Origin of the sequence: Streptomyces sp. NPDC048331 (assembly GCF_043201215.1) — a bacterium.
Lineage (GTDB): Bacteria > Actinomycetota > Actinomycetes > Streptomycetales > Streptomycetaceae > Streptomyces.
The window spans coordinates 227,179-250,079 of sequence record NZ_JBICYT010000003.1 but is presented as its reverse complement, the minus strand read 5'-3'; the positions used below and the strand labels follow the sequence as shown (position 1 = coordinate 250,079).

The window sequence follows — 22,901 nt, the reverse complement described above, 5'->3', positions numbered from 1 at the left end:
GGTGACACGGGGGATCATCCAGGGCAGGCACGCCGTACCCTCACCGCTCCACCGGGTCGCATCCGCGTTCGCGAACGGGCCAGGACGTGACCAGAGCCACCAGGGCCACGCCCAGGAGCCAGCCCGCGAGCACGTCCGACGGCCAGTGCACCCCGAGGTACACGCGGGTGAAGCCGACCCCGAGCACCGAGACCGCGGCCACCGTCCAGGCGGCCACCACGCGGACGCCCGGAAGCGGGCGGGGGAGCAGCCACAGGAGCAGTCCGCACACCACCGTCGCCGTCATGGCGTGGCCGGACGGGTAGGCCGCGTACTGCGCCGAGTCCACCGGATCGGACCACACCGGACGATCCCGCCCCACCAGCACCTTCAGCCCCTGCTGCACCGCCGACGCCGCCAACGTCACCAAGGCCACCACCAGCGCCCGCCTCCGGTCGCCCCGCCACCACAACAGGACGCAGGCCACCGCCGCCAGTGCCCGTATGGTCCACGGGTCCCACACCCAGTCGCTGAGCACCCGCATGAACTGCGTGACGGAGGGATGGGTCACGGCGTGGGCGTGCAGATCCCGCGCGACCCGTTCGTCGTACGCGAGCAGCGGTCGCCACCCGGCCACCACGAGCGCCGTCAGGACCGCCGCGAGCAGCGCACAGCCGATGCCCGTCCACCACAGGGGATCTTTGCGCATGCCCCGATCCTCGCACCGCCGGGCGCCGACGGGCGGCGGGCAGCGCCGAGGCCCCCGGTTCCAGGGGGGCCAGTGCTGTGACCGGGAAGGTTCACCGCACTAGGACAGGGCGCTCAGCCCCGGTACGAAGGCCACCACCAGGGGGATCGCGGGGACCAGGGTGGCCAGTGCCGTCAGCCGCAGCCGACGGCCGGGGGAGAGCCGAGGCGTCGCCGACAGCAGCCTGCGCACCCGCTGCGGGACGTGCGCGTGCTCGGGCGAGGAGGACCCGAACACCCCCCGGTCCTCGTTGAGTCCGACCAGCGCCAGCGCGATCGTCAGCCGCCCGAACCGCCGGGAGGCCACGTCGTCGGCGGCCATCTCCACCAGCCGGTGCATCTCCGCCTCGAACGCCGCGAAGACCGGCACCTGCGGGAAGCCCCGGGCCAGCGCCCGCGAACAGTGCAGCAGCCAGTCGTGCCGGGCCGCCGCGTGCCCCTGCTCGTGCGCCAGTACGGCGTCCAGCTGGCTGCCCTTCAGCCGGGCCAGCGCCGCCGTCGTGACCACCAGCTGCGGGGCCGCGCCCGGCAGCCACCAGGCGTCCGGCCGGGGAGCCTCCAGGACGACGAGCCGCGCCCCCGTCGGATCCTCCCCCGGCAGCAGCGGGGCCCGTACCAGCAGTTCGCTGCCCTGCGCGCGCCGCCGGGCCCGCGCCCGCAGCACCTCACCGGTCAGCATCGCCCCGGTCCACAGCCCGCCGCCCGCCAGCACGAGCGCGGTGAGAGCGGCCCAGTGCCCGCCGGCCGCGCCCAGGGCGTAGGCGTCGACCACCCCGTGCGGGGCGGAGGCGAACAAGCGGCCCCGGACCGCCTGCCAGGCGGCCGCCGCGCTCAGCAGCATCGACAGCCCGAAGCACAGGAGCACGGCGCCGACCACGCACTGCCACACCCACAGGGCGACGACCGGCTCACGCTCGGGCCATCGGGCCCGGGCCAGCAGGCGGGGGGCGAGCACCGCGGTCAGGGCGCCGAGCAACAGGAGAACGGCGGGGACCATCATGGCCGCCAGCCTATGAGCGAGGGACTACCTGCGGGTACGCCCCCGGGCCATTGGTGACGCAGGACACGTCCCGCGACGCCGTCACATCGTGAGCAGCATCGCCAACATCCCCATTCCCATGGCGAGTCGGCAGGCGTGCACGAGTTCGGTGGGTGCGTCTCGGCCGGCGGCCGGTCGCGGGTGGACGGCGCCGCCCGTGGTGATCAGCCGGGTCCCGCCGAGCATCACGTACCCGGCGTAGTAGAGGAGCAGCACGCCCGTCAGCAGGGGCGGCCCGCCCGTCGGGGAGTGCTCCTGCCCGTGCCCGGACCCGGTTCCCGGCATCAGGGCCATGTAGACCATCGTCAGCGAGCCGACCAGGTGGTGGGCGTGGTGCGATCCGCACCGCAGCAGCCACAGCGCGTGCAGGGCCGCACCGCAGAAGACCGCGCCCAGCACGGGCGCCCGCCACCCCTCACCGGCCCCGCCGAGGGGCACGGCCATCAGGGCCATCCCCAATCCCATCACCGCCTCCCCGGCGGCGCCGCCCGAACGTCGCGCCCGCCGCAGGCAGTACGCGCCGCTCACCGCGCACAGCAGCACCAGCAGCCAGGAGGAGACGGAGGTGGCGAGGGACGTGGCGGAACCGTGCACGGCGGAACCTCCCGGTTCGTCGGCGTCACGGGGAGAGATGCCCCTCTCACAGCACCCTCACGCGGCTCCGGGTTAGGCTCTGCGTGCCTTCCCGGCATGTCATATGCCGCCGCACTGAACGGAGCGCCCGATGACGACCGCCCAGCCCGAAGCCCTGAGTTTCCGCAGCGCCGTGGAGACGGACGTACCGGAACTGGTGGAGCTCGTCGAGTCCGCCTACCGAGGGGACGCGAGCCGGGCCGGCTGGACCACCGAGGCCGACTACCTGGACGGGCAGCGCACCGACCCGGACGGGGTCCGCGCCGTCATCGCCGCCCCGGACGGGGTCCTGCTCGTCGTCGAGCGCGCGGGCGAGCTCATCGCCTGCTGCCAGCTCGAACACCGCGACGACCACGTCTACTTCGGGATGTTCGCCGTCCGCCCCGGCCTCCAGGGCGCGGGCCTCGGCAAGGAGATCCTGGCCGAGGCCGAGCGCCGCGCCCGCGAGACGTGGGGCGCCAAGGAGATGCGGATGACGGTGGTGCACGTACGGGAGGAGCTCATCGCCTACTACGTGCGCCGCGGCTACCGACGCACCGGCGAGATGAGCCCCTTCCCCTACGGTGACGAGCGTTTCGGCGTCCCGCTCCGCGACGACCTGGCCTTCGAGCTGCTGGTCAAGTCGCTCTGAGCCGGAGTCCGATCACGGGTCCGAGCCGGACCGGGCGCGGGAGCCGCATCGGGCGCGGGAGCCGGGTCGTCGCCGTCAGGCGGTGAAGCGGCCGGTACTGCGGATCTCCGGGAAGTCCGTGACCGCGCCGTCCAGTCCGAGCGCCCGCGCGAGCCGCAACAGGTCCAGGGTGTCGACCGCCAGGCCCGTCACGCGCAGGCCCGCCGCGTGCGCCGCGTCCACCGTCTCCAGACTGAGCCGGTGGACGTCCACGGCGACCGTCGCGGCGCCCACCGCCGACGCCCGCTCCACGACGGACCCGGCTCCGCCGGAGCTCGCGTACAGGACGGTCCGTACGCCCGGCACCAGGCGGGCCGTCTCGGCGAGCACCGCCTCCTCGGCGGAGGCCACCTCCACGCGGGAGGTCAGGTCGTGGCGCACGATCAGGGCCGTGAGCGCGGTGGCGGTGGCCAGGTCGCCGACGAGGGCCTGGATCGGCACCCGGACCGCGTCCAGGACCTCCTCCAGGACCGGTACGCGCTCGCCCTGGCCGGCGTCCAGCTCGCGCAGCTCGGCCACGGTGAGATCGGCGACGGCCCCCGAGCCGTCGGTGGTCCGGTCCACGTCGGGGTCGTGCACGGCGACCAGGGCTCCGTCCTTGCTCAGACGCAGATCCAGAGCGATGACGTCCATGCCGCAACGTTCCGCTCGGAGGTACGACCGCAGGGTGTTCTCCGGTTCGACACCCATGACCCCGCGGTGACCGATGGTGAGGAAAGTCAAGGTTCTCTCGCTTCCGTCGACGGCGGCTCCCCGCGCGGCTTCGGTGTCCCGACCGGCCGCGCGCGATGAGGTCGCATGCTAGTGCGCCGCGGGTGCGAAGGGACCGGGCGTGCAGGGCCCCCGGGAAGCGCTCCGGCCGCTTCCCGCCAGGGTTGTGCGCCCCACCGGGAGCGGCACCGCGCCGGTCGCGTCACCCGGGGGTGGGCGCGTCCCCGTCGGCTTGACGGCCCGGCTCGCGGCGGTCCTCGGACAGCCCGTCCAGGTCCGTGAGCAGGGCCTCGGCGAGTTCGAGTTCGGCCAGGTGCTGCCGCTCGCTCCAGCGCAGCGCGAGGGTCGGGAACGTCCATTCCGGTACGCCGCTCGCGTGCTCCATCGCCTCGCGTACGGCGGCCAGCTCGCCCCGGGTGCGCTCCAGGTGCTCGCCGACCATCGCGCGCAGCCGCTCCGGCTCCGCCAGGTGGCCGAGCCAGATCCGCAGCAGCAGCCCGTGCTTGAGGACCGGGGGCCCGGCCTCCGCGGTGTCGGCCGCCCAGCAGGCCAGCGCGCCGCGCCCGGCGTCCGTGATGGCGTAGCGACGCTTGGCCCGCGCCTCCTCGGGTCCCGAGCGCACGGAGGCCGCGTAGCCCAGGTCCTCCAGCCGGCGCAGCTCAGCGTAGATCTGGCTGATGGCCGGTGACCAGTAGAAGAAGCGGAGCGAGGAGTCCGCCCACTTCTTCAGCTCGTAGCCGGTCCGCTCGCCCGGGAAGGAGAGCAGTCCCAGCACGGCCCACGCGGTCGGCGGCAGCTCTTGCTTCTTCGACTCATGACTACTAGTCATATTTCGAATTGAAGTGAGACCGGGTACGCGACGCAACCCTGGAGGCACAGTGGAATTCTCCGTGATCTTCGAAGCTCAGCTTGCCGACCCGACGGTGGAACGGGAGCACCGGCTCATCCATGACTGCGTCGAGCAGGCCGTGCTCGCCGAACGCATGGGATTCGACCGGATCTGGGCGGTCGAGCACCACTCGCTCAAGTGGTACGCGCACATGTCGGCCCCCGAGATCTTCCTGACCTGGGTCGCGGCCAGGACGAACACCATACGCATCGGTCACGGCGTCGTGTGCATGCCCTTCAACTTCAACCACCCGGTGCGGGTCGCCGAGCGGGCCGCCATGCTCGACCTGCTCTCGGGCGGGCGCCTCGACCTCGGGGCCGGGCGCGGCGGCACCGAGCAGGAGACCTCCCTGTGCGGGGTGGACCGCGACCGCACCGCGGCCGAGGTCGAGGAGGCCCTGCGGATCATCGGCCGGGCCTGGCGGGAGGAGGAGCTGGAGTACCACGGCGAGCTGATCGACATCGACCCGCACCCGATCCTGCCGAGGCCGCGGCAGACCCCGCATCCGCCGCTGTTCCTGGCGTGCAGCAGGGGCGAGACCTTGGTCCGGGCGGCCGAGCTGGGGATCGGGGCGCTGGTGATGGGCTTCGCCGGTCCCGAGTCCGTCGCGGGGCTGCGCTCCGTCTACGACGCGGCGATCGCCGGGCGGGACGGCAGCCGCTTCGTGTCCACGGTGGTCAACGACCACTTCGCCGTGCTGTGCCCGACCGTCGTGCTCGACGACCGGGAGGAGGCGCGCCGGATCGGCACCCGGGGGCAGCGGTTCTTCGCCCAGTCCATCGGCCACTGGTACGGCGGGGCCGGGGTCCCGGACGAGGCCGTGGTCGCGGGCGCCGACGAGGCCGAGGAGATGCGCAGGGCCGCCGAGCAGGTGGTGGCGCGGCTGCACGAGCTGGACATCCCCGTCCGGCCGACCGCGACGGCCACGTTCGACACCGACCACGCCTACGGAACCGCCGACGACGCGATCGCGTACGTGGAGCGGCTGAGGGAGGCGGGCGCCGATGAGGTGATGTGTCTGATCCAGATGGGCACGGTGGAGCAGGACGCCTGCCTGGAGACCCTGAGGCAATGGGGCGAAAAGGTCATTCCGCACTTCCGGGGTGTGTGATGTGCGCCTCTGTCGACCGCCGGACCCCACCCCGGCCCGGCCCGGCCGGAGCGTGGCCGAAAGGCGGACAAGTCTTGGCGCAATTGGGCGGAGTAGTCAGTTCCGCACCAACGAACGGGAAGACTTCCGGCGAAACGGGGGGTGAGGCAGGATAATTTCCCGAGTTTCCTCTTGAGGGGGAGAGCCTCGCGCGCATACTCTGCCCATACGTGAGGTTCTCCTGTGGAGGAAGTGACATGACGGAAACTCTTGTGCCCGGTACCGGCGGCGCCGTGATAACCGCCGAAGCGCGGGTGGTCGACCACCCCGCGTGGCCCGAGCTCAAGGCCGCCGTGGAGGAGATCCGGCCCTGGCAGGCCGCGGACGGCTCCATCGACTTCGAGGTCGAGGGCGCGCACGGCCGTGCCACCGTCCTGGCCGCGGTGGAACGCGTGATCACGGCGGTCGAGACGCTCTCGCCGCTGCTCCCGCACGCTGCCGCGTACCACAAGGCGCTCGTCGCCGACCTGCGCAAGTGGGCCGCGGACGACTTCAAGGTGCCGGACTTCCTCGACTCCCTGCTGGCCTTCCACCCGGCCGCCGAGCGCGCCGACGGGCTCCAGCACCTGGTCGTCTTCCCCATGTATACCCAGAACGGCAACCTGGACCGCAATCTGGAAGCCGTCGTGCTCAAGATGGTGTGGCCCGAGTGGCTCGCCGAACTGGAGCGCACCCGGTACGACAACCCGCTCTTCCTCGGCATCACCTTCGAGGACTTCACCCCGGGCTACGACACCCACTCCGCCGTGCTCTTCCCGGAGACCATCGCGGTGCGCGAGGCCCCCGAGCGCTTCACCTGGGGCGGCATCTTCTGCGACCGCGAGGCCGCCCGCTACCGCAAGGTGACCGAGGCCGCCGTCGACATCCTGGGCATCGACCTGCCCGAGGACATCGCCCGCATGGTCGAGGACCAGGAGCGCTGCGAGAAGGCCTTCGTCCTGTGGGACATGGTCCACGACCGCACCCACAGCCACGGCGACCTGCCGTTCGACCCCTTCATGATCAAGCAGCGCCAGCCGTTCTGGATGTACGGCCTGGAGGAGCTGCGCTGCGACCTCACCGCCTTCAAGGAGGCCGTGAAGCTGGAGTCCGAGGGCAACGAGCACGGCCGTGACGTGCAGTACGCCGTCCTCTTCGACCGGATGTTCCGCTTCCCGGTCTCCGGCGACCGCAACCGCAACTACGACGGCCTCGGTGGCCAGCTGCTCTTCGCCTACCTCCACAAGCACGACGTCGTGCGCTGGACGGACAACAAGCTGAAGATCGACTGGATGCGCGCCCCGCAGGTCACCAACCAGCTGTGCGCCGAGATCGAGGACCTGTACCGGGCCGGCATCGACCGCCCGAAGCTCGTGCACTGGTTCAAGGCGTACGAGCTGGTCTCCACCTACCTCGCCCCGCACCCGGGATCCAAGTGGGCCAAGGGCGCCGACGCCCTGGACCTGACGCAGCCGCCGCGCAAGCTCGTGGACGACGTGCTTCCGGACGAGTTTCCGCTCAGCATGTTCTTTGAGGCGCTCGCCAAGAAGCTCAAGGGCACGATCGCGGCGACCAAGGGCATCACCGCCCTGAACGCGGATCAGGCCGAGCGGGTCGCCGCGTGAGCACTCGCCCACAGGAGGCTGCACAGATGAACGGCTCCGGGAACGGCAACGGAAAGCTGCACGGAGCGGTGGTGGCGGTGGCCGGGGCCGGCGGGCCCGCCGGCCGCGCCACCCTGCTCCGCCTCGCCGAGGCGGGCGCGGTGGTCATCGCGTCCGACGCCGATCCGGCGCGGCTCGCGGAGGCCGTGGACGCGGCACGCTACGCCCACGGTGGCGCCACCATCACCGGTGACACCGTGGACCTGCTCGACCTGGACGCCACCAAGGCCTGGGCCGAGCAGACCGAGAAGGAGTTCGGCCGGATCGACGGCCTGGTCCACCTCGTCGGCGGCTGGCGCGGCAGCAAGACCTTCACCGACACCGACCTCGCGGACTGGACCTTCCTGGAGAAGCTCCTCATCCGCACGGTCCAGCACACCTCGCTGGCCTTCCACGACGGCCTGCTGCGCAGCGACCGCGGCCGCTACGTGCTGATCAGCCAGTCCGGGGCGCACAAGCCTGTCGCCAACAACGCCGCGTACAACGCGGGCAAGGCGGCGGCCGAGGCCTGGACCCTGTCCATGGCGGATTCCTTCCGCAAGGCGGGGGGTGACGAGGGCCCCGGCGCGGCAGCTGCGATCCTGGTCATCAAGGCACTGGTGCACGAGGCGATGCGCGCCGAGCGTCCCACTGCGAAGTTCGCGGGCTTCACCGACGTGACGGAGCTGGCCGAGGCCATCGCCGGCGTCTGGGAGCGGCCCGCCATCGATGTGAACGGACAGCGTCTGTGGCTCACTCCGCAACCGTGAGAACCGAGGCAGGGAAGACCGACGCCAGGCGCCACCACGACCCGGCGGTGCGTGGCTTCGCGAGCGACAACTACGCGGGAGTGCACCCGGAGATCCTGGCCGCCGTCGCGCTCGCCAACGGCGGCCACCAGGTCGCTTACGGCGAGGACGACTACACCGAACACCTGCAGAAGGTCATACGCAGCCACTTCGGGCCGTACGCGGAAGCCTTCCCGGTCTTCAACGGCACCGGTGCGAACGTCACCGCCCTCCAGGCGATGACGGACCGCTGGGGCGCCGTGATCTGCGCCAAGAGCGCCCACATCAACGTGGACGAGGGCGGCGCGCCCGAGCGGATGGCGGGCCTCAAGCTGCTCGCCGTACCGACCCCGGACGGCAAGCTCACCCCCGAGCTGATCGACCAGGAGGCGTGGGGCTTCGAGGACGAGCACCGGGCCATGCCGCAGGTCGTGTCGATCACCCAGAACACCGAGCTGGGCACGGTCTACACCCCGGACGAGATCCGGGCGATCTGCGAGCACGCCCACGGGCTCGGCATGAAGGTCCACCTCGACGGTGCCCGGATAGCCAACGCCGCGGCCTCCCTCGACGTGCCGATGCGCGCCTTCACCAACGCGGTCGGCGTGGACGTGCTGTCGTACGGCGGCACCAAGAACGGCATGATGTTCGGCGAGGCCGTGGTGGTGCTCAACCCGGACGCGGTCCGGCAGATGAAGCACATCCGCAAGATGTCGATGCAGCTCGCGTCCAAGATGCGCTTCGTGTCGGTGCAGCTGGAGGCCCTGCTCGCCAAGGACCTGTGGCTGCGCAACGCCCGGCACGCCAACGCGATGGCGCAGCGGCTCGCCGCCGGCGTGCGCGAGACGGACGGCGTGGAGATCCTCTACCCGGTGCAGGCGAACGCCGTGTTCGCGCGGCTGCCCCACGAGGTCTCGCGGCGACTGCAGAAGCGTTACCGCTTCTACTTCTGGGACGAGGCCGCCGGTGATGTCCGCTGGATGTGCGGTTTCGACACCCAGGAAGAGGACGTGGACGGCTTCCTCCAGGCACTGAAGGAAGAGCTGGCGCGCTGATCGGCGCACCGCACCAGTCTGCATAGATATGCCCCTGACCGTAAATCTATTGATTCACGGTCAGGGGCATACCTATGCTCCGACCATGCAGCTGATCCAGCAGAGCCTCGATATTCACGCCTACTTGGCGTCCAGTGAAGCGATCGACCACTGGCATCCGGTCGTACAGGAGACCGCCGACACGCTCTGGTCGTCCAGTGGCGACGCATACTCATACGCCGAGGCCGCCTTCGAGTTCGTCCGCGACACCATCCCGCACTCGGCCGATTCCGGCGACCCGCGCGTCGCCTGGCGCGCGTCCGACGTCCTCACCACGCGCAACGGCATCTGCTACGCCAAATCCCACGCCCTCGTCGCCCTGCTGCGCGCCCAGGGCATCCCGGCGGGCCTGTGCTACCAGCGCCTCACCGACGACGGCGGCACGAACCCCGTCGTGCACGGCCTGGTCGCCGTGCGGCTGCCCGGTGGCACGCGCTGGTCCCGCCTCGACCCGCGCGGCAACAAGCCCGGGGTGGACGCCCGGTTCGACCTCGACCAGGAACGGCTCGCCTTCCCCGTGCGCCCCGAACTCGGCGAGATCGACTACCCCGAGCTCCATGCCGCCCCGCACCCGGCCGCGCTCAAGGCCCTTCAGGAGTCCGCCGACCGGCCGAGGTTGTGGCGGAACCTGCCGACGGCTCTGTAGGTCCCGCGGCTTCCGCGCCGGCGGCGGGGCGGTCGGGCTCGCGCGGTGCCGTCAGGGCGTGCAGCAGCGCCGACGCGAGCAGCAGTCCGGCGATCCCGGTCAGGAGCGCGGCCGCGGGCGCGTCGGCCACGATCCCCACCAGGGCGGCCCCGGTCGACGCCGCCGTCACCTTCAGCCCCGCGCCCAGGGTGAACACCTGGGTCCGCACCCCGTCCGGCGCGTACTGCGCGCGGATCCGCAGCGTGGCCGTGAGCAGCGGCCCGTCGCACACCCCGGCGAGCGCGAACACCGCCGCCGTCACGGCGACCGACGGGGCGAACGCGGCCACCGCGAGGGCCGCCCCGGTCCCGGCCAGCGCCCACCGCACCAGCCGGTCGGGCTCCACGGACGTCATCCGGCCCAGCGTGAGCGAGCCGCCCAGCGCGCCCACCGCGAAGGCTGTCATCAGGATGCCCCCGCCGCCCGGGCTGCCGAGCTCCGTGGCCAGCAGCACCGAGACGGTGGTGAGCGAGCCGATGCCCACGAAGCCCAGGGTCGTGGCCGAGGTGACCGCCCGCAGCTCTCGGACCCGCCACAGGGCCGTGAGCCCCGCGCCCAGCCCGACCCGGGGTGCGCCCGGGACCGGACCCGCGCCCTGGTCCTCGTACGGGAGGGTGGCGGCCAGCGCCGCCGCCAGGGCTCCGGACGCCGCCAGGACGGCCATGGCAGGCCCGGCCGAGCCCAGCGCCGTGACCAGGCCGACCGCCGCCGGCGCGGTGACCGCCGCCGCGTTGTAGGTCGCCGCGTCCCAGCCGTACGCCCGGTCCCGCCCGGGTCCTGCCGGGACCAGGGCGGTGATCAGGCTGGACAGCCCACCCGTCACCATCGGCCCGCAGGAGCCGCCGAGCACCGCCACGGCCAGCACCAGCGGTACGGGGGCCCGGCCGAGCAGGACGGTCAACGCCGCGACGGCCGTCGCGAACCCGGCCAGGGCGCCGGCGTGGAACAGGCGTGGCCGGCGGGTCCGGGCCGCCGCGACCCCCGCGAGCGGGGCGGCCAGGACGTGCGGAGCCAGCCAGGCCGTCAGGACGAACGCCCCGTGCGCCGCGCTCCCGGTCCGCTCCAGCGCGAGCAGCACCACGGCCATGCCCATGCCCTCCGAGGCGACGCGTGCGGCCAGCGCCGCCGCCAGGTACCGCCCGAAACCGCCCATCGGACCCCTCCCCGGTATGCTGTAACGCGATAGACGCACAAGACGTTACGTCATGCGCGTGTAGGGCGAAAGGACTTGGGGATGGGTGACCCGCGGGAGGGCTTCTCGGCGGCCCGGCGACTGATCGCCCTCACCGAAGCGGTCCGGGCGACCCCCGAACTGCCGCGCGCCGAGCTCGCGGAGTTGCTGGCCGGGCACGGCGAGCGCCCCGCCGACCTCACGGAGGAGGCGTTCTGCGAGGCGAGCGCGGCGGAACTGCGCGCGGCGGCCCGGCGGATGGCGGCGGTGCTCGGCGAGGGCGACGAGGACCGCGCCGCCGAGGCCGTGAACGCGCTGTTCGCGGAGTGCGGCACCCGCCCCCGCCTCACGCGCCACGACGGGCACCCCTGGCACCTGCACGTCGATCGGGGGGAGGGGGCCGGCTGGGGCGAGTGGTTCCTCGCCTCGGGCGCCCTCGTACTCGCCCAACTGCTCACGGAGTACGGGCGGATCGCCTGGGGTGCCTGCGCCGCCGAGGGCTGCGGGCGGTTCTTCCTCGCCACCGGTCCGGGGAGCGCGCGCCGCTACTGCTCCGGCAGTTGTGCCACGCGGGCACGGGTCGCGGCCCACCGCCGCCGGAGGCGGGAGGGGGAGCGGGAGGGCTGAAGGAGGCGCGGCCGCCGCGCGGTTCGCCCACCCCGGAGTCCTGAACAGCCGCGCCCGACTGGACAGGCTCACCGAGGGGCGCCGCCCGGCGGGTACCGAGAACCACTTCGAGGCCTGGGAGACCCTGACGCACGCCGACGACCCGAACTGAGGACACGGGCTCGTCGATCCGTCAAGCCACGAGATGCAGCGACATGACGGGAGACGACGGACGCGGCGTACTGGAGGAGCCCATTCCGGCTCCCAGCGCGAGGAGTACAGCCATGACCCATTCCTTTCGGCCCCGACGCCTGGCCCTGCTCGTAGCCTCGACCGCCATCGCCGCGGGAGGCGTGCTCGTCCCGACGACCGCCTTCGCCGCCACCCCGGCGGCGCCGCACACGGTCGTGGCCGTCGGCGCCGACGGCGGGGTGCGCGTCCCGGCCGGCGGGCAGCAGTGGCAGTGCTTCGCCGCTCCGTGCGAGCCCCCCGGCGGCACCGCGCCGGAGAAGGGCCACCACGACGAGGGGGATCACCACGGCAAGTGGGACCACGACAAGCGGGACCGTCACGACAAGCGCGGTGACCACCGTCCCGGCCGGCACGACGAAGGCGGACAGCAGTGGCAGTGCTTCGCCGCCCCGTGCGAGCCCCCCGGCGGCGCCCGGCACTGACGGCGCGGGCATCAGGCCTCCGGGACCGCGTCGCGGTCCGGGAGGCCTACGTCATGGGCGGGGTCGGTCAGCCGGCCTCGCGGACCTCGGCCGCCGTCGGTGCGGTGCCGCCCAGGTGGGCCGGGAGCCACCACGAGTCGTCGGCACCCTTCGGCTTGTCCGGGTAGGCGCGCTGCGCGGCGTCCAGCAGCTCCTGCACGCGCTCGCGCAGCCGCCGGGTGATGGCACCGGCGTACTGGTCGGCCGGGGCCTCGACGGGCTCGCCCACGCGCATCGTCACGGGGATGTGGCTGCGCTTGAGGTTCTTCGGGCGGCCCTTGGTCCACAGTCGCTGGGTGCCCCACAGCGCCACCGGGATCAGCGGGACCCCGGCCTCCTGCGCCATGCGCGCGGCACCCGACTTGAAGCTCTTGAGCGTGAAGGACTGGGAGATCGTCGCCTCGGGGAAGACGCCGATGATCTCGCCGGCCCGCAGCGAGTCCAGGGCGTGCTGGTAAGCCGCCTCACCCTGCTTGCGGTCGACGGGGATGTGCTTCATCGCGCGCATCAGCGGACCGGACACCTTGTGCCGGAACACCGACTCCTTGGCCATGAACCGGACCAGGCGCTTCTGCGGCCGCGCCGTCAGGCCGGCGAAGATGAAGTCGAGGTATCCGATGTGGTTCGACACCAGGACCGCACCGCCCTTGCGGGGGATGTTCTCGGTGCCCTTCATGTCGATACGGATGTCCAGCGCGCGGAAGAGTCCGTGCGCGGCGCCGATCACGGGAGGGTAGACGAGCTCAGCCATGGTGGGGAGACCCCGCTTTCTGCCTGGGGAGGTGCTCCCGGCCGGAAGTTACGGAAGCGTAGGTACGCGACCATGGGGATCGTGCCCCATACGCGGCCCGCTGGCCAGTCCAGAGGCCCCTGCCCGGGGAGATTCTCATCACGCCGGGAATGTCGTGGGCCCGCCGGGTGCTCGGATCCACGGACGAGCGTACGAGGATGATGTACGCGGACGAATACGGGGGGAGGGGAGCGCGGGTGCAGGGGCAAGGCGACGCGAGGACCCGGCTGAGCGCCGGCGAACTGGGGGCGGAACCGGGGGAGCGGGCCACTCTGGTGCAGTTCTCCAGCGCCTTCTGCCAGCCCTGCCGGGCCACGCGGCGGATCCTCGACGAGGTGGCCGCGATGGTGGACGGGGTGGCGCACATCGAGATCGACGCCGAGGAGCGGCTCGACCTGGTGCGGGCCCTCGGGATCGAGAAGACCCCGACGGTGCTGGTCCTGGACTCCGCGGGCCGGATCGTGCGACGGGCGGCCGGGATGCCGCGCAAGGTGGATGTGATCGCCGCCCTGGGGGCCGCCGTATGACGTGGGGCCCCGCCGCTCGGCGGCCGGACGTCCGCGTCGGGCGACCCGCGGCCCAGGGGCCGGGGGCGCCGGTGCGCGCGCCCGCACACAGCGTGACGCGCCTGACATCTGCCCGATCTCGCTTGACTGGGTCCACGGGTGATCGCCAGGCTGGCGGTATGCGGTATGAACTCCTGCTCTACGGACGGGTCCATGTGGACCTCGTCCGCCACGCGAGCGCGCGCTGTCGGGCCCACTGAAACACCCCCGGCCCCCCGATCCTCGACAGCGCCCGCGTGCCCCGCGGCAGAAGGCAGAACCCTGATGACTGCTCCGACAGTCCCGACGGTCCCCACGGCTCCGTCCCCCCGTTCCCCGATGTCCCCCCGTCCCGGTTCCGACCCGGCCCCCGGCGCGACCCGTCCCGGCTCGCCCGACCTGCTGCGCTCGGTCTTCCGTCAGCACGCCGCCGGCGTCGCCGTGATCACCGCCCAGGACGGCGGCCGCCCGGTGGGGTTCACCGCCACCTCGCTCAACTCCGTGTCCGCCGATCCGCCGCTGCTGTCCTTCACGATCGGCACCGGGGCCTCCAGCTGGCCCGCGGTGCGCGACAGCGACCACCTCGGCGTCCACATACTCGGCGAGCACCAACGGGAGCTCGCGGGGCTCTTCGCCCGCAGCGGAGCCGACCGCTTCGGTCCGGCGACCGGCTGGGCGGCGGGCCCGCACGGGGTGCCGGTGCTGGACGACGTACTGGCGTGGCTGGTCTGCCGGGTGGTGGCACGTGTGCCCGCCGGTGAACATCGTGTGATCATCGCCGAGGCGGTCGTCGGGGATCCGGCCGGAGAAGGTCGCCCGCTGCTGTACCACCAGGGGCGCTTCAACGCGTTGCGCGACTGAATCGTCCCTGCTTGGGCGGGTCGGACGGCGTTGGGCAGATCACAGCTCGGCAGCCTTGCGACTTGGTGGGACCCACGATGTACTGACGAGTAACATTCCCTTCGGAGCGCGGGCCGCCCCGACCGGGATCCGCCCGACAAGGCGCCTATGCTGCCTGCATAAGGCGGTACCAGAAAAGACGATGCGGTAGGAGAGCCGGCGTGAGCCTGAGGATCGTTGTCTGTGTGAAGTACGTGCCCGACGCCACGGGCGACCGGCAGTTCACCGAGGACTTGACCGTCAACCGTGACGACGTCGACGGTCTGCTGTCGGAGCTCGACGAGTACGCCGTCGAGCAGGCGCTGCAGATCGCCGACGAGGCCGACGATGCCGAGATCACCGTCCTGACGGTGGGCCCCGAGGACGCCAAGGACGCGCTGCGCAAGGCGCTCTCGATGGGCGCCGACAAGGCCATCCACGTCGAGGACGACGACCTGCACGGCAGCGACGTCATGGGCACCTCGCTGGTGCTCGCCAAGGCGATCGAGAAGGCCGGCTACGACCTGGTCATCACCGGCATGGCGTCGACCGACGGCACCATGGGTGTGCTGCCGGCGATCCTGGCCGAGCGCCTGGGCGTCCCGCAGGTCACCCTGCTCTCCGAGGTCAAGGTCGAGGACGGCACCGTGACCGGCCGCCGTGACGGCGACACCGCGAGCGAGCAGCTGGAGGCCTCCCTCCCCGCGCTCGTCTCGGTGACGGACCAGTCGGGCGAGGCCCGCTACCCGTCCTTCAAGGGCATCATGGCCGCCAAGAAGAAGCCGGTCGAGTCCTGGGACCTGTCCGACCTGGACCTGGAGTCCGACGAGGTCGGCCTCGAGGGCTCCTGGACCGCGGTCGACTCCGCGGCGCAGCGCCCGGCCCGCACCGCCGGCACGATCGTCAAGGACGAGGGCGAGGGCGGCAAGCAGCTGGCCGAGTTCCTGGCCGGCCAGAAGTTCATCTAAGAACCTCGGCCACCCCTCTTAGCCCCCAGACACTTCGCAATCGCAGGAGAGCAGTCCCATGGCTGAAGTTCTCGTCTACGTCGACCACGTGGACGGCGCCGTCCGCAAGCCCACCCTCGAGCTGCTGACGCTCGCCCGCCGCATCGGCGAGCCCGTCGCCGTCGCCCTGGGCGCCGGTGCCGACGCCACCGCCGCGGTGCTCGCCGAGCACGGCGCGGTCAAGGTCCTCACCGCCGACGCCCCCGAGTTCGCCGAGTACCTCGTCGTACCGAAGGTGGACGCGCTCCAGGCCGCGTACGACGCGGTCTCCCCGGCCGCCGTGCTCGTCCCGTCCTCCGCCGAGGGCAAGGAGATCGCCGCGCGCCTCGCGGTCCGTATCGGCTCGGGCATCATCACCGACGCCACCGACCTCGAGGCGGGTGACGAGGGCCCGGTCGCGACGCAGTCCGCCTTCGCCGCGTCGTTCACCACCAAGTCCCGCGTCTCCAAGGGCACCCCGGTCATCACCGTGAAGCCGAACTCGGCCCCGGTCGAGGCGGCTCCGGCCGCCGGCGCCGTCGAGGCGCTCGCCGTCACCTTCGGCGCCCTGGCCACCGGTACCAAGGTCACCGCTCGCACCCCGCGCGAGTCGACCGGCCGCCCCGAGCTGACCGAGGCCGCGATCGTCGTCTCCGGCGGCCGTGGCGTCAACGGTGCCGAGAACTTCGGCATCATCGAGGCGCTCGCGGACTCCCTCGGCGCGGCCGTCGGCGCCTCGCGTGCCGCCGTGGACGCCGGCTGGTACCCGCACACCAACCAGGTCGGCCAGACCGGCAAGTCGGTCTCCCCGCAGCTGTACATCGCCTCCGGCATCTCGGGCGCGATCCAGCACCGCGCCGGCATGCAGACCTCGAAGACCATCGTGGCCATCAACAAGGACGCCGAGGCCCCGATCTTCGACCTCGTCGACTACGGCGTCGTCGGCGACCTCTTCGCCGTCGTCCCCCAGCTGACCGACGAGATCAAGGCGCGCAAGGGCTAGTAGCCCCGATCCCGGGAAGGCGACCAGTCGCGTACCGGGGTGCACGAACGAGTGAGGGCCTTCCGGGGCCGGTGAGGACGGCGACGTCCCCACCGGGACCGGGAGGCCCTCACTCGTACGCGGACCTCCTCGTCCCCGAGCCGGTGGCCGCTGCTCGAACCCCCACGTGCGGTCGCGGGAGGGGCGTAGGCTGCGGTCAGCCCGGGGAGGGCGCGGGACGGGGAAGGGGTTCTTCCGATGCGGGGCGCGTTACTGGAGGGGCGTTACCGGCTGGAGCACAGGCTCGGGGCCGGTGGCATGGGTGAGGTGTGGCAGGCCATGGACCTTCGGCTCGACCGGGAGGTCGCGGTCAAGGTGATCTCCCGGGGCGTGGCCGGCGACCACCTCCTGGAGGAGCGCTTCCGCAAGGAGGCCCGCACGGCCGCGAGCCTGGCCCACCCCCGGATCGTGACGGTCCACGATCACGGAGAGGTGGAGGTCGACGGCAGCCCGGTGCTCTTCCTGGTGATGGAGCTGGTGCGGGGGCGGCCCCTGACCGCCGTGCTGGGCGACCATCGCTCGGGCGCGGACCCCGCCGCCGTGGTCCGGTGGGCGGTCCAGATCTGCGAGGGCCTGGCCGCGGCACACCGGGCCGGTGTGGTCCACCGGGACATCAAGCCGGCCAACATCATGGTCCACGGACCGGCCGAGGCCGACGTCACCATCTGCGACTTCGGTATCGCCCGCCTCGCGGAGGAGACCGGCACCGGTCTGACGGCCACCGGCGCGGCCATCGGGACGCCGACCTACATGTCTCCGGAACAGGCGCGCGGCGACCGCCGCATCGACGGCCGCAGCGACCTGTACTCCCTCGGCTGCATGCTGTACGAGCTGCTCTCCGGCAGGCCGCCGTTCACCGGCTCCGGGCTGTCGGTGCTCTCGCAGCACCTCACCAGTGAGCCCACCCCGATCAGGGACCTCCGGCCCTCCGTGCCCGAAAAACTGGAACGGCTGGTGCTGGAGCTGCTGGCCAAGGAGCCCGCGGCGCGACCGGCCGACGCGCAGCAGGTGATCGACCGGTTGCGCAAGGCGGCGACGCGTGTCCGGCCGCAACCCCGGCCCAGGCCGCGGCCCCACGCCCGGACCGCCGCCGACCCGGCGGCGGGACGGGGGGAGGGACGGGGGGCGGCGACCGCCCTGGGAGCCGACGCGCCCGCGGCGGCACCGGCCGTTGCGACCGCGTCCGGCCACCCGCTCCCGGCCTCGTCCGTACCCGGCACCCGGCCGCGCCTCCTGTGGGGCGCGCTGCTCGCCGCCGCCGGGGTGTACGCCCAGCTCGTCGGCATGGGTCGCTGGAGCGCGGCGGCCCTCGTGACGCTCGGCGCCGCGCTGCTCGCCTACCTGGTCGCGTTCTTCGTCTCCCGGCGCTCCGCCGACGCGGCCGCCGAGGACGGCCGGGGGGTCGCGGCGGCCGTCACGGCCGGCGTCCTCATCGGTGTGGTGCTGCTGTTCTGGCCACCGGCCCCGTGGTGGGTGGGGCTGCTGGTCCTGTGCGCGGCGTGGATGGCGCTGCTGTTCCTGTCCTATTTCGTCCAGGGGCTGGTGGGCGGGCTGGCGCGGCGGGACCCGTGGGTGGCCTGGCTGGCCACCGAGGCCGGGCTGCTCAACGCCGTGGTGTTCGCCGTGGTCCTGACGGCGAACGGGAAGGCCGTGTACCTGGCGGTGGCCTCGGGGTTGGGGGTGTGGCCGGCCGCCGCCCTCGTCCTGGCCGTCTGTGTTCCCCGTATGCCGGCGGCGCCCGTCCCGGCCGAATCCGGTCCGTAGCCGCTGACCTGCGTACTCTTCGAAGGCGGGGCTGTGTGGTGTTTGTCACCGCGCGGCCCCGGGTCGTTTGTCCAGGACGGCGGGGGGACCATTGACGGGGCGGAACCCCGTGACTAAATTCTGCTATGCGGATCTAAGCTTCCGTGAAGCGGAAAAGAGGAGAGTGCACGATGGGTCAGCAGGAGAAGGTGGCGACGAGCCTCGCAGGCGCGGTCAGCGAGGGCATCAGCGCCTCCCTCGCGCCGGTGGACGCGGAACTCGCGCGCCACTACCCGGGCGACCCCGGCACCCGGCAGCCCATCCACACCGTCTACGTACCCGGTGACGTCTTCGCCGCCGACACCATCCGCTCCTGGGGCGACCAGGCCCTCGCCGCCCTCGATGAGCACGCCCCGGACGCCGCTACCTTCGCCAAGGTGCTCGGCATCTCCGACGAGCTGGCCGTACCCGTCTACGACCGCGTCCGCGCCAAGCTCTGCAGCGAGCCCGTCGAGGACCTCCGCGTCGACTTCGAGGACGGCTTCGGCGTCCGCTCCGACGAGGAGGAGGACCAGGCCGCGGCCCGCGCCGCCCGCCTCGTCTCGGAGGCCTTCTCCAACGGCACCAACGCGCCGTACATGGGCATCCGCATGAAGTGCATGGAGTCCAACGTCCGCGACCGGGGCATCCGCACCACGGACATCTTCCTCTCCGGCCTGCTGGAGCACGGCGGCCTGCCCGAGGGCCTCGTCCTGACCCTGCCCAAGGTCACCTACGCCGAGCAGGTCAGCGCCTTCGTCAAGCTGCTGGAGGCCTTCGAGAGCACCCGCGGCCTGCGCCCGGGCCGGATCGGCTTCGAGATCCAGATCGAGACCAGCCAGTCCATCGTCGCCTCCGACGGCACCGCCACGGTCGCCCGGATGATCGAGGCCTCGAAGGGCCGCGCCACGGGTCTGCACTACGGCACCTTCGACTACAGCGCCTGCGTCGGCGTCTCCGCCGCGTACCAGTCGAGCGACCACCCCGCCGCCGACCACGCGAAGGCGATCATGCAGGTCGCGGCCGCCGGCACCGGCGTACGCGTCTCCGACGGCTCGACCAACGTGCTGCCGATCGGCACCACCGAGCACGTCCACGAGGCCTGGAAGCTGCACTACGGCCTGACCCGCCGCGCCCTGGCCCGCGCCTACTACCAGGGCTGGGACATGCACCCGGCGCACCTGCCGACCCGCTACGCGGCCGTCTTCACCTTCTACCGCGAGGGCCTGGAGGCCGCCGCGGCGCGCCTGAAGGCGTACGTGGCCAAGATCGAGGGCGATGTGATGGACGAGCCCGCCACCGCCAAGGCCCTGGCCGGCTATCTGGTCCGCGGCCTCGACTGCGGGGCGGTGGGTACCGACGAGGTCACCGCCCTCACCGGCCTGACCCGCGCGGAACTGGACGCCTTCGCCATCCCGCGCCGCTCGGCCACCCTGACGGCGACCAACTGAGCGACCCGAGCCGCCCGACGGCGTGAGCGACCCGGCCCCGGACCACCGGCGCCGGGCCGCCGCCATGCCCCGGCCCGGCACCATCCGGTACCTGCCGCCGTCGCGCCGTCGCGCCGATCGCCGCGAGCCGGGATCGGCCTCGCCTCGGGCGGCCCGAGGCCGTGCCGCGCGGGCCGACCCGGTGAAGGGTCAGCCCGTCGGCGGGAGTTCGCCCGAGCCGCGGGGGATCAGGCGGGTCGGGAGTTCGATGCGGGACGGGGTCAGATCCGCGCCCGCGAGGCGCTGGAAGAGGCGGTCCGTGGCCACCCGGCCCAGGGCCGCCGGGTCCTGGGCGACCACCGTCACGCCCGGCCGGAGCAGATCGGCCAGCTCGAAGTCGTCGAAGCCGACCAGCGCCACCGGACGGTCGTGCGCCGCCAGCACCCGGACCACGGTCACCGTCACCCGGTTGTTGCCGGCGAAGACGGCGGTCACCGGGTCCGGGCCCGTGAGCATCGCCCCGGCCGCCGCCGCGACCCGTTCCGGGGCCGTGGACCCGAGCGAGACCCAGGCTTCCGCCACCGGCAGGCCCGCGTCCGCCATCGCCGCGCGGTAGCCGCGCAGTCGCTCGGCCACGGTATGGATGCGCGGCTGGTCGCCGATGAAACCGATCCGGCGGTGGCCGCCCGCGATCAGGTGGGCCACCCCGCCCCGGGCGCCGCCGAAGCTGTCCGACAGGACGACATCGGCCTCGATCCGGCCCGCCGGACGGTCGACGAACACCGTGGACACACCGGCCCGCATCTCCGGCTCCAGGTAGCGGTGGTCGTCACCGGCCGGGATCACGATCAGCCCGTCCACCCGGCGGGCGCACAGCGCGAGCGCCAACTCCCGCTCCCGGTCCGGGTCCTCGGCGCTGGAGCCGTTGATGAGCAGCGCCCCGTGCGCGCGGGCCACCTCCTCCACCGCCCGGTTGAGCGGACCGTAGAAGGGGTCGGCGAGGTCCTCCAGGACCAGGCCCACGGTGGCGGTACGGCCCTTGCGCAGCACGCGGGCACTGTCGTTGCGGCGGAAGCCGAGCGCCTCGATCGCCTCCTGGACCCGCCGCTCCGTCTCGGGAGTCACTCCCGGCTCACCGTTGACCACGCGCGACACCGTCTTCAGACCGACGCCCGCCTGGGACGCCACGTCCTTCATGGTCGGCCGGTTGCCGTAGCGGGGCTCGAACGGGTGGCGGTTGTGGGGCACGGTGGCGAATCCTCCGGGGCTCACGAGCAGGGCTGTGACCTTGAGGATAAGCACTGCGCCCGTCATGAGGTTTTCGTGGCAGGCTGATGCGGGCAAGCCACTGGGGGCTCCGGACGAGCCATGGGGAAAGGGGTAGACGTGATTGTCTGGATCAACGGCACGTTCAGCGCCGGAAAGACCAGCACGGCCCGCGAACTGACCGGAATCCTGCCGGACAGCACCCTGTTCGACCCGGAGTTCATCGGCGACGCGCTGCGCGTGCTGCTGCCGGCCAAGCGACTGGCCGAGGTCACCGATTATCAGGACCTCCCGAGCTGGCGGCGGTTGGTGGTGGACACGGCCGCCGCGATGCTCGCCGAACTGGGCGGGGTGCTCGTCGTACCGATGACGCTGTTGCGCCAGGAATACCGGGACGAGATCTTCGGCGGCCTGGCGGCTCGGCGGATCCCGGTGCGGCATGTGTTGCTGGCTCCTGCGGAAACGATCCTGCGGGAGCGGATCGCCACACGACAGGAACTCGGAGAGCCCGCCGAGGTCGACCTGCGGGTCCGGCGGTGGGCCTACGACCACATCCCGATCTACCAGCAGGCCCTCGGCTGGCTGACCGGCGACGCGCACGTCATCGACAACGGGGTGCTGACCCCGCGGCAGACCGCGGAGCGCATAGCCGAGGCCGTCCGCTCCGACACGGCCAAGATCTGCGACATCGTGCAGACCCCGGATCCCACCCGGGAGACGGTGGCCGCCGGGGTACTGCTCTTCGACGAAGAGGACCGGGTGCTGCTGGTCGATCCGACGTACAAGGCGGGCTGGGAGTTCCCGGGCGGGGTCGTCGAAGCGGGCGAGGCACCCGCGGCCGCGGGCGTACGGGAGGTCGCCGAGGAACTGGGCGTCGCACTGGAGCGGGCGCCCGGATTGCTGGTCGTGGACTGGGAGCCGCCCCAGCCGCCCGGCTACGGCGGGCTGCGCCTGCTCTTCGACGGCGGCCGGCTCTCGGCGGAGGCGACGGCCCGGCTCCGGCTGCCCGGCCCGGAACTGCGGGCCTGGCGCTTCGTCACCGAGGCCGAGGCCGCCGACATGCTGCCGCCGCACCGCTACGCACGCCTGCGCCGGGCCCTGCGCGCCCGCGAACGCGGCCGGCCGGTGTACCTGGAGGCGGGCACACCGGTCGGCTGAGGGACCGCGCGCCCCTCGGACGGGCGTTCCCGCCGCGGCCTCGGCCAGGGCCGCGGCCGTGTCCACCGGCAGCGGATCGCCGTGGCGGAAGCAGGCGGTCGAGGGGGCCGGCGCGGCCAGGCGGTGGAGGTCTCGACGGCCCGGCGCCGGTCCACGTCGAAGACGCCCGGCATCAGCGGGCCGACGGCGGCGACACGGTCACCCGTGAACAGCACGCCGTGGCGCGGAAGGCGGATCCCGATGCTGCCGTCCGTGCGGCCCGGGGCGTGGACGACGTGCGCCGCGTCGTCGAAGTCCAGGGCCTCCCCGTCCTCCAGCTCGTGGTCGACGGGGGTGGGCGGGGCCTCGGCTACGGTCAGGCCGTGCGCGTAGAGCGGTATCTCCCGGTCCAGCAGGACCGGTTCGGGCACCGGCCGCGCGCCCCGGATCACCGGGGTGTCCCAGCGGTGCGCCAACACCCGCGCACCCCACCCCCCGGCCGATGGGGAAGCGGAGCATGTGCAGCCGGTTCGGCAGTACTTCGACA

General features: G+C 72.7%; 24 protein-coding genes. 15 read left to right on the top strand and 9 right to left on the bottom strand.

All coding sequences use genetic code 11. The features are described from left to right. Nucleotides 1-40: 40 nt before the first annotated feature. The 3 genes from ACGFYY_RS07160 to ACGFYY_RS07150 all read right to left on the bottom strand — a co-directional run bounded on the left by ACGFYY_RS07160 (nucleotide 41) and on the right by ACGFYY_RS07150 (nucleotide 2,359). Nucleotides 41-688: a phosphatase PAP2 family protein gene (locus ACGFYY_RS07160; protein WP_393707498.1), complete on the bottom strand. Its 648-nt coding sequence runs from the start codon at nucleotides 686-688 to the stop codon at nucleotides 41-43. A gap of 99 nt (nucleotides 689-787) precedes the next feature. After that, nucleotides 788-1,726 carry a M56 family metallopeptidase gene (locus ACGFYY_RS07155; protein WP_393707497.1) on the bottom strand — a complete coding sequence of 313 codons (939 nt, stop codon included), beginning with the start codon at nucleotides 1,724-1,726 and terminating at the stop codon, nucleotides 788-790. An 81-nt stretch (nucleotides 1,727-1,807) separates the two neighbouring features. Beyond that, on the bottom strand, nucleotides 1,808-2,359 hold the full coding sequence (locus ACGFYY_RS07150; protein WP_393707496.1) for a DUF5134 domain-containing protein: 552 nt from the start codon (nucleotides 2,357-2,359) through the stop codon (nucleotides 1,808-1,810). Between the two features lie 130 nt (nucleotides 2,360-2,489). On the opposite strand from ACGFYY_RS07150, the gene ACGFYY_RS07145 reads away from it, so the two are divergent. After that, nucleotides 2,490-3,029: a GNAT family N-acetyltransferase gene (locus ACGFYY_RS07145; protein ID WP_393707495.1), complete on the top strand. Its 540-nt coding sequence runs from the start codon at nucleotides 2,490-2,492 to the stop codon at nucleotides 3,027-3,029. A 75-nt stretch (nucleotides 3,030-3,104) separates the two neighbouring features. Here the strand turns inward: ACGFYY_RS07145 and ACGFYY_RS07140 are convergent, their stop codons facing one another. Both ACGFYY_RS07140 and ACGFYY_RS07135 read right to left on the bottom strand, forming a co-directional pair. Then, the gene (locus ACGFYY_RS07140) at nucleotides 3,105-3,791 is read right to left on the bottom strand and encodes a glycerophosphodiester phosphodiesterase family protein (RefSeq protein ID WP_365276343.1); all 687 of its coding nucleotides are present in this window, start codon (nucleotides 3,789-3,791) and stop codon (nucleotides 3,105-3,107) included. A 190-nt stretch (nucleotides 3,792-3,981) separates the two neighbouring features. Further along, a complete protein-coding gene (locus ACGFYY_RS07135) occupies nucleotides 3,982-4,608 on the bottom strand; it encodes a PadR family transcriptional regulator (RefSeq protein ID WP_393707494.1) in 627 nt (208 codons plus the stop codon). Nucleotides 4,609-4,657: 49 nt separating this feature from the next. Between ACGFYY_RS07135 and ACGFYY_RS07130 the strand changes: the two genes are divergently transcribed. The 5 genes from ACGFYY_RS07130 to ACGFYY_RS07110 all read left to right on the top strand — a co-directional run bounded on the left by ACGFYY_RS07130 (nucleotide 4,658) and on the right by ACGFYY_RS07110 (nucleotide 9,968). Next, entirely contained in the window at nucleotides 4,658-5,779 is a 1,122-nt protein-coding gene (locus tag ACGFYY_RS07130) for an LLM class flavin-dependent oxidoreductase (protein ID WP_393707493.1), read from the top strand. Nucleotides 5,780-6,015: 236 nt separating this feature from the next. Beyond that, the gene (locus ACGFYY_RS07125; protein WP_365276334.1) at nucleotides 6,016-7,422 is read left to right on the top strand and encodes a DUF6421 family protein; all 1,407 of its coding nucleotides are present in this window, start codon (nucleotides 6,016-6,018) and stop codon (nucleotides 7,420-7,422) included. Nucleotides 7,423-7,448: 26 nt separating this feature from the next. Beyond that, nucleotides 7,449-8,210, top strand: a complete 762-nt coding sequence (locus tag ACGFYY_RS07120; RefSeq protein ID WP_393707492.1) for an SDR family NAD(P)-dependent oxidoreductase — start codon at nucleotides 7,449-7,451, stop codon at nucleotides 8,208-8,210. Then, a complete protein-coding gene (locus ACGFYY_RS07115) occupies nucleotides 8,189-9,283 on the top strand; it encodes a threonine aldolase family protein (RefSeq protein WP_393707491.1) in 1,095 nt (364 codons plus the stop codon). Before ACGFYY_RS07120 ends, ACGFYY_RS07115 begins: the two co-directional genes overlap by 22 nt. Nucleotides 9,284-9,368: 85 nt before the next feature. After that, nucleotides 9,369-9,968 carry a transglutaminase family protein gene (locus tag ACGFYY_RS07110; protein ID WP_393707490.1) on the top strand — a complete coding sequence of 200 codons (600 nt, stop codon included), beginning with the start codon at nucleotides 9,369-9,371 and terminating at the stop codon, nucleotides 9,966-9,968. Here ACGFYY_RS07110 and ACGFYY_RS07105 read toward each other — a convergent pair. Beyond that, nucleotides 9,904-11,160 (bottom strand): MFS transporter, encoded by a 1,257-nt coding sequence (locus ACGFYY_RS07105; protein ID WP_393707489.1) that lies wholly within the window; start codon nucleotides 11,158-11,160, stop codon nucleotides 9,904-9,906. The genes ACGFYY_RS07110 and ACGFYY_RS07105 overlap by 65 nt on opposite strands. Nucleotides 11,161-11,241: 81 nt before the next feature. Between ACGFYY_RS07105 and ACGFYY_RS07100 the strand changes: the two genes are divergently transcribed. Beyond that, nucleotides 11,242-11,805 carry a CGNR zinc finger domain-containing protein gene (locus tag ACGFYY_RS07100; RefSeq protein WP_393707488.1) on the top strand — a complete coding sequence of 188 codons (564 nt, stop codon included), beginning with the start codon at nucleotides 11,242-11,244 and terminating at the stop codon, nucleotides 11,803-11,805. 263 nt (nucleotides 11,806-12,068) lie between these two features. After that, nucleotides 12,069-12,458, top strand: coding sequence for a hypothetical protein (locus ACGFYY_RS07095; protein ID WP_393707487.1), 390 nt, complete (start codon nucleotides 12,069-12,071; stop codon nucleotides 12,456-12,458). 67 nt (nucleotides 12,459-12,525) lie between these two features. Here the strand turns inward: ACGFYY_RS07095 and ACGFYY_RS07090 are convergent, their stop codons facing one another. Next, nucleotides 12,526-13,248, bottom strand: a complete 723-nt coding sequence (locus ACGFYY_RS07090) for a 1-acyl-sn-glycerol-3-phosphate acyltransferase (RefSeq protein WP_030713622.1) — start codon at nucleotides 13,246-13,248, stop codon at nucleotides 12,526-12,528. Between the two features lie 197 nt (nucleotides 13,249-13,445). Between ACGFYY_RS07090 and ACGFYY_RS07085 the strand changes: the two genes are divergently transcribed. From ACGFYY_RS07085 to ACGFYY_RS07060, 6 genes are all read left to right on the top strand, one after another. Then, entirely contained in the window at nucleotides 13,446-13,814 is a 369-nt protein-coding gene (locus ACGFYY_RS07085; protein WP_393707636.1) for a thioredoxin family protein, read from the top strand. A 357-nt stretch (nucleotides 13,815-14,171) separates the two neighbouring features. After that, the gene (locus ACGFYY_RS07080) at nucleotides 14,172-14,693 is read left to right on the top strand and encodes a flavin reductase family protein (RefSeq protein ID WP_365276314.1); all 522 of its coding nucleotides are present in this window, start codon (nucleotides 14,172-14,174) and stop codon (nucleotides 14,691-14,693) included. A gap of 200 nt (nucleotides 14,694-14,893) precedes the next feature. Further along, nucleotides 14,894-15,679, top strand: coding sequence for an electron transfer flavoprotein subunit beta/FixA family protein (locus ACGFYY_RS07075; protein WP_030012969.1), 786 nt, complete (start codon nucleotides 14,894-14,896; stop codon nucleotides 15,677-15,679). A gap of 58 nt (nucleotides 15,680-15,737) precedes the next feature. Beyond that, nucleotides 15,738-16,700, top strand: coding sequence for an electron transfer flavoprotein subunit alpha/FixB family protein (locus ACGFYY_RS07070; RefSeq protein WP_365276308.1), 963 nt, complete (start codon nucleotides 15,738-15,740; stop codon nucleotides 16,698-16,700). Between the two features lie 237 nt (nucleotides 16,701-16,937). Continuing rightward, on the top strand, nucleotides 16,938-18,503 hold the full coding sequence (locus ACGFYY_RS07065) for a protein kinase (RefSeq protein WP_393707486.1): 1,566 nt from the start codon (nucleotides 16,938-16,940) through the stop codon (nucleotides 18,501-18,503). A gap of 170 nt (nucleotides 18,504-18,673) precedes the next feature. Continuing rightward, nucleotides 18,674-19,972 carry a DUF6986 family protein gene (locus ACGFYY_RS07060; protein ID WP_393707485.1) on the top strand — a complete coding sequence of 433 codons (1,299 nt, stop codon included), beginning with the start codon at nucleotides 18,674-18,676 and terminating at the stop codon, nucleotides 19,970-19,972. 189 nt (nucleotides 19,973-20,161) lie between these two features. Here ACGFYY_RS07060 and ACGFYY_RS07055 read toward each other — a convergent pair whose 3' ends face one another. Then, the gene (locus ACGFYY_RS07055; RefSeq protein WP_393707635.1) at nucleotides 20,162-21,148 is read right to left on the bottom strand and encodes a LacI family DNA-binding transcriptional regulator; all 987 of its coding nucleotides are present in this window, start codon (nucleotides 21,146-21,148) and stop codon (nucleotides 20,162-20,164) included. A gap of 189 nt (nucleotides 21,149-21,337) precedes the next feature. Here ACGFYY_RS07055 and ACGFYY_RS07050 point away from each other — a divergent pair, with 189 nt between their 5' ends. Next, complete coding sequence (locus ACGFYY_RS07050; RefSeq protein WP_393707484.1) at nucleotides 21,338-22,375, top strand: NUDIX domain-containing protein; 1,038 nt, start codon at nucleotides 21,338-21,340, stop codon at nucleotides 22,373-22,375. Here the strand turns inward: ACGFYY_RS07050 and ACGFYY_RS07045 are convergent. Next, the gene (locus ACGFYY_RS07045) at nucleotides 22,294-22,833 is read right to left on the bottom strand and encodes a hypothetical protein (RefSeq protein ID WP_393707483.1); all 540 of its coding nucleotides are present in this window, start codon (nucleotides 22,831-22,833) and stop codon (nucleotides 22,294-22,296) included. The two genes, ACGFYY_RS07050 and ACGFYY_RS07045, sit on opposite strands and share 82 nt — an antisense overlap. Between the last annotated feature and the right edge of the window lie 68 nt (nucleotides 22,834-22,901).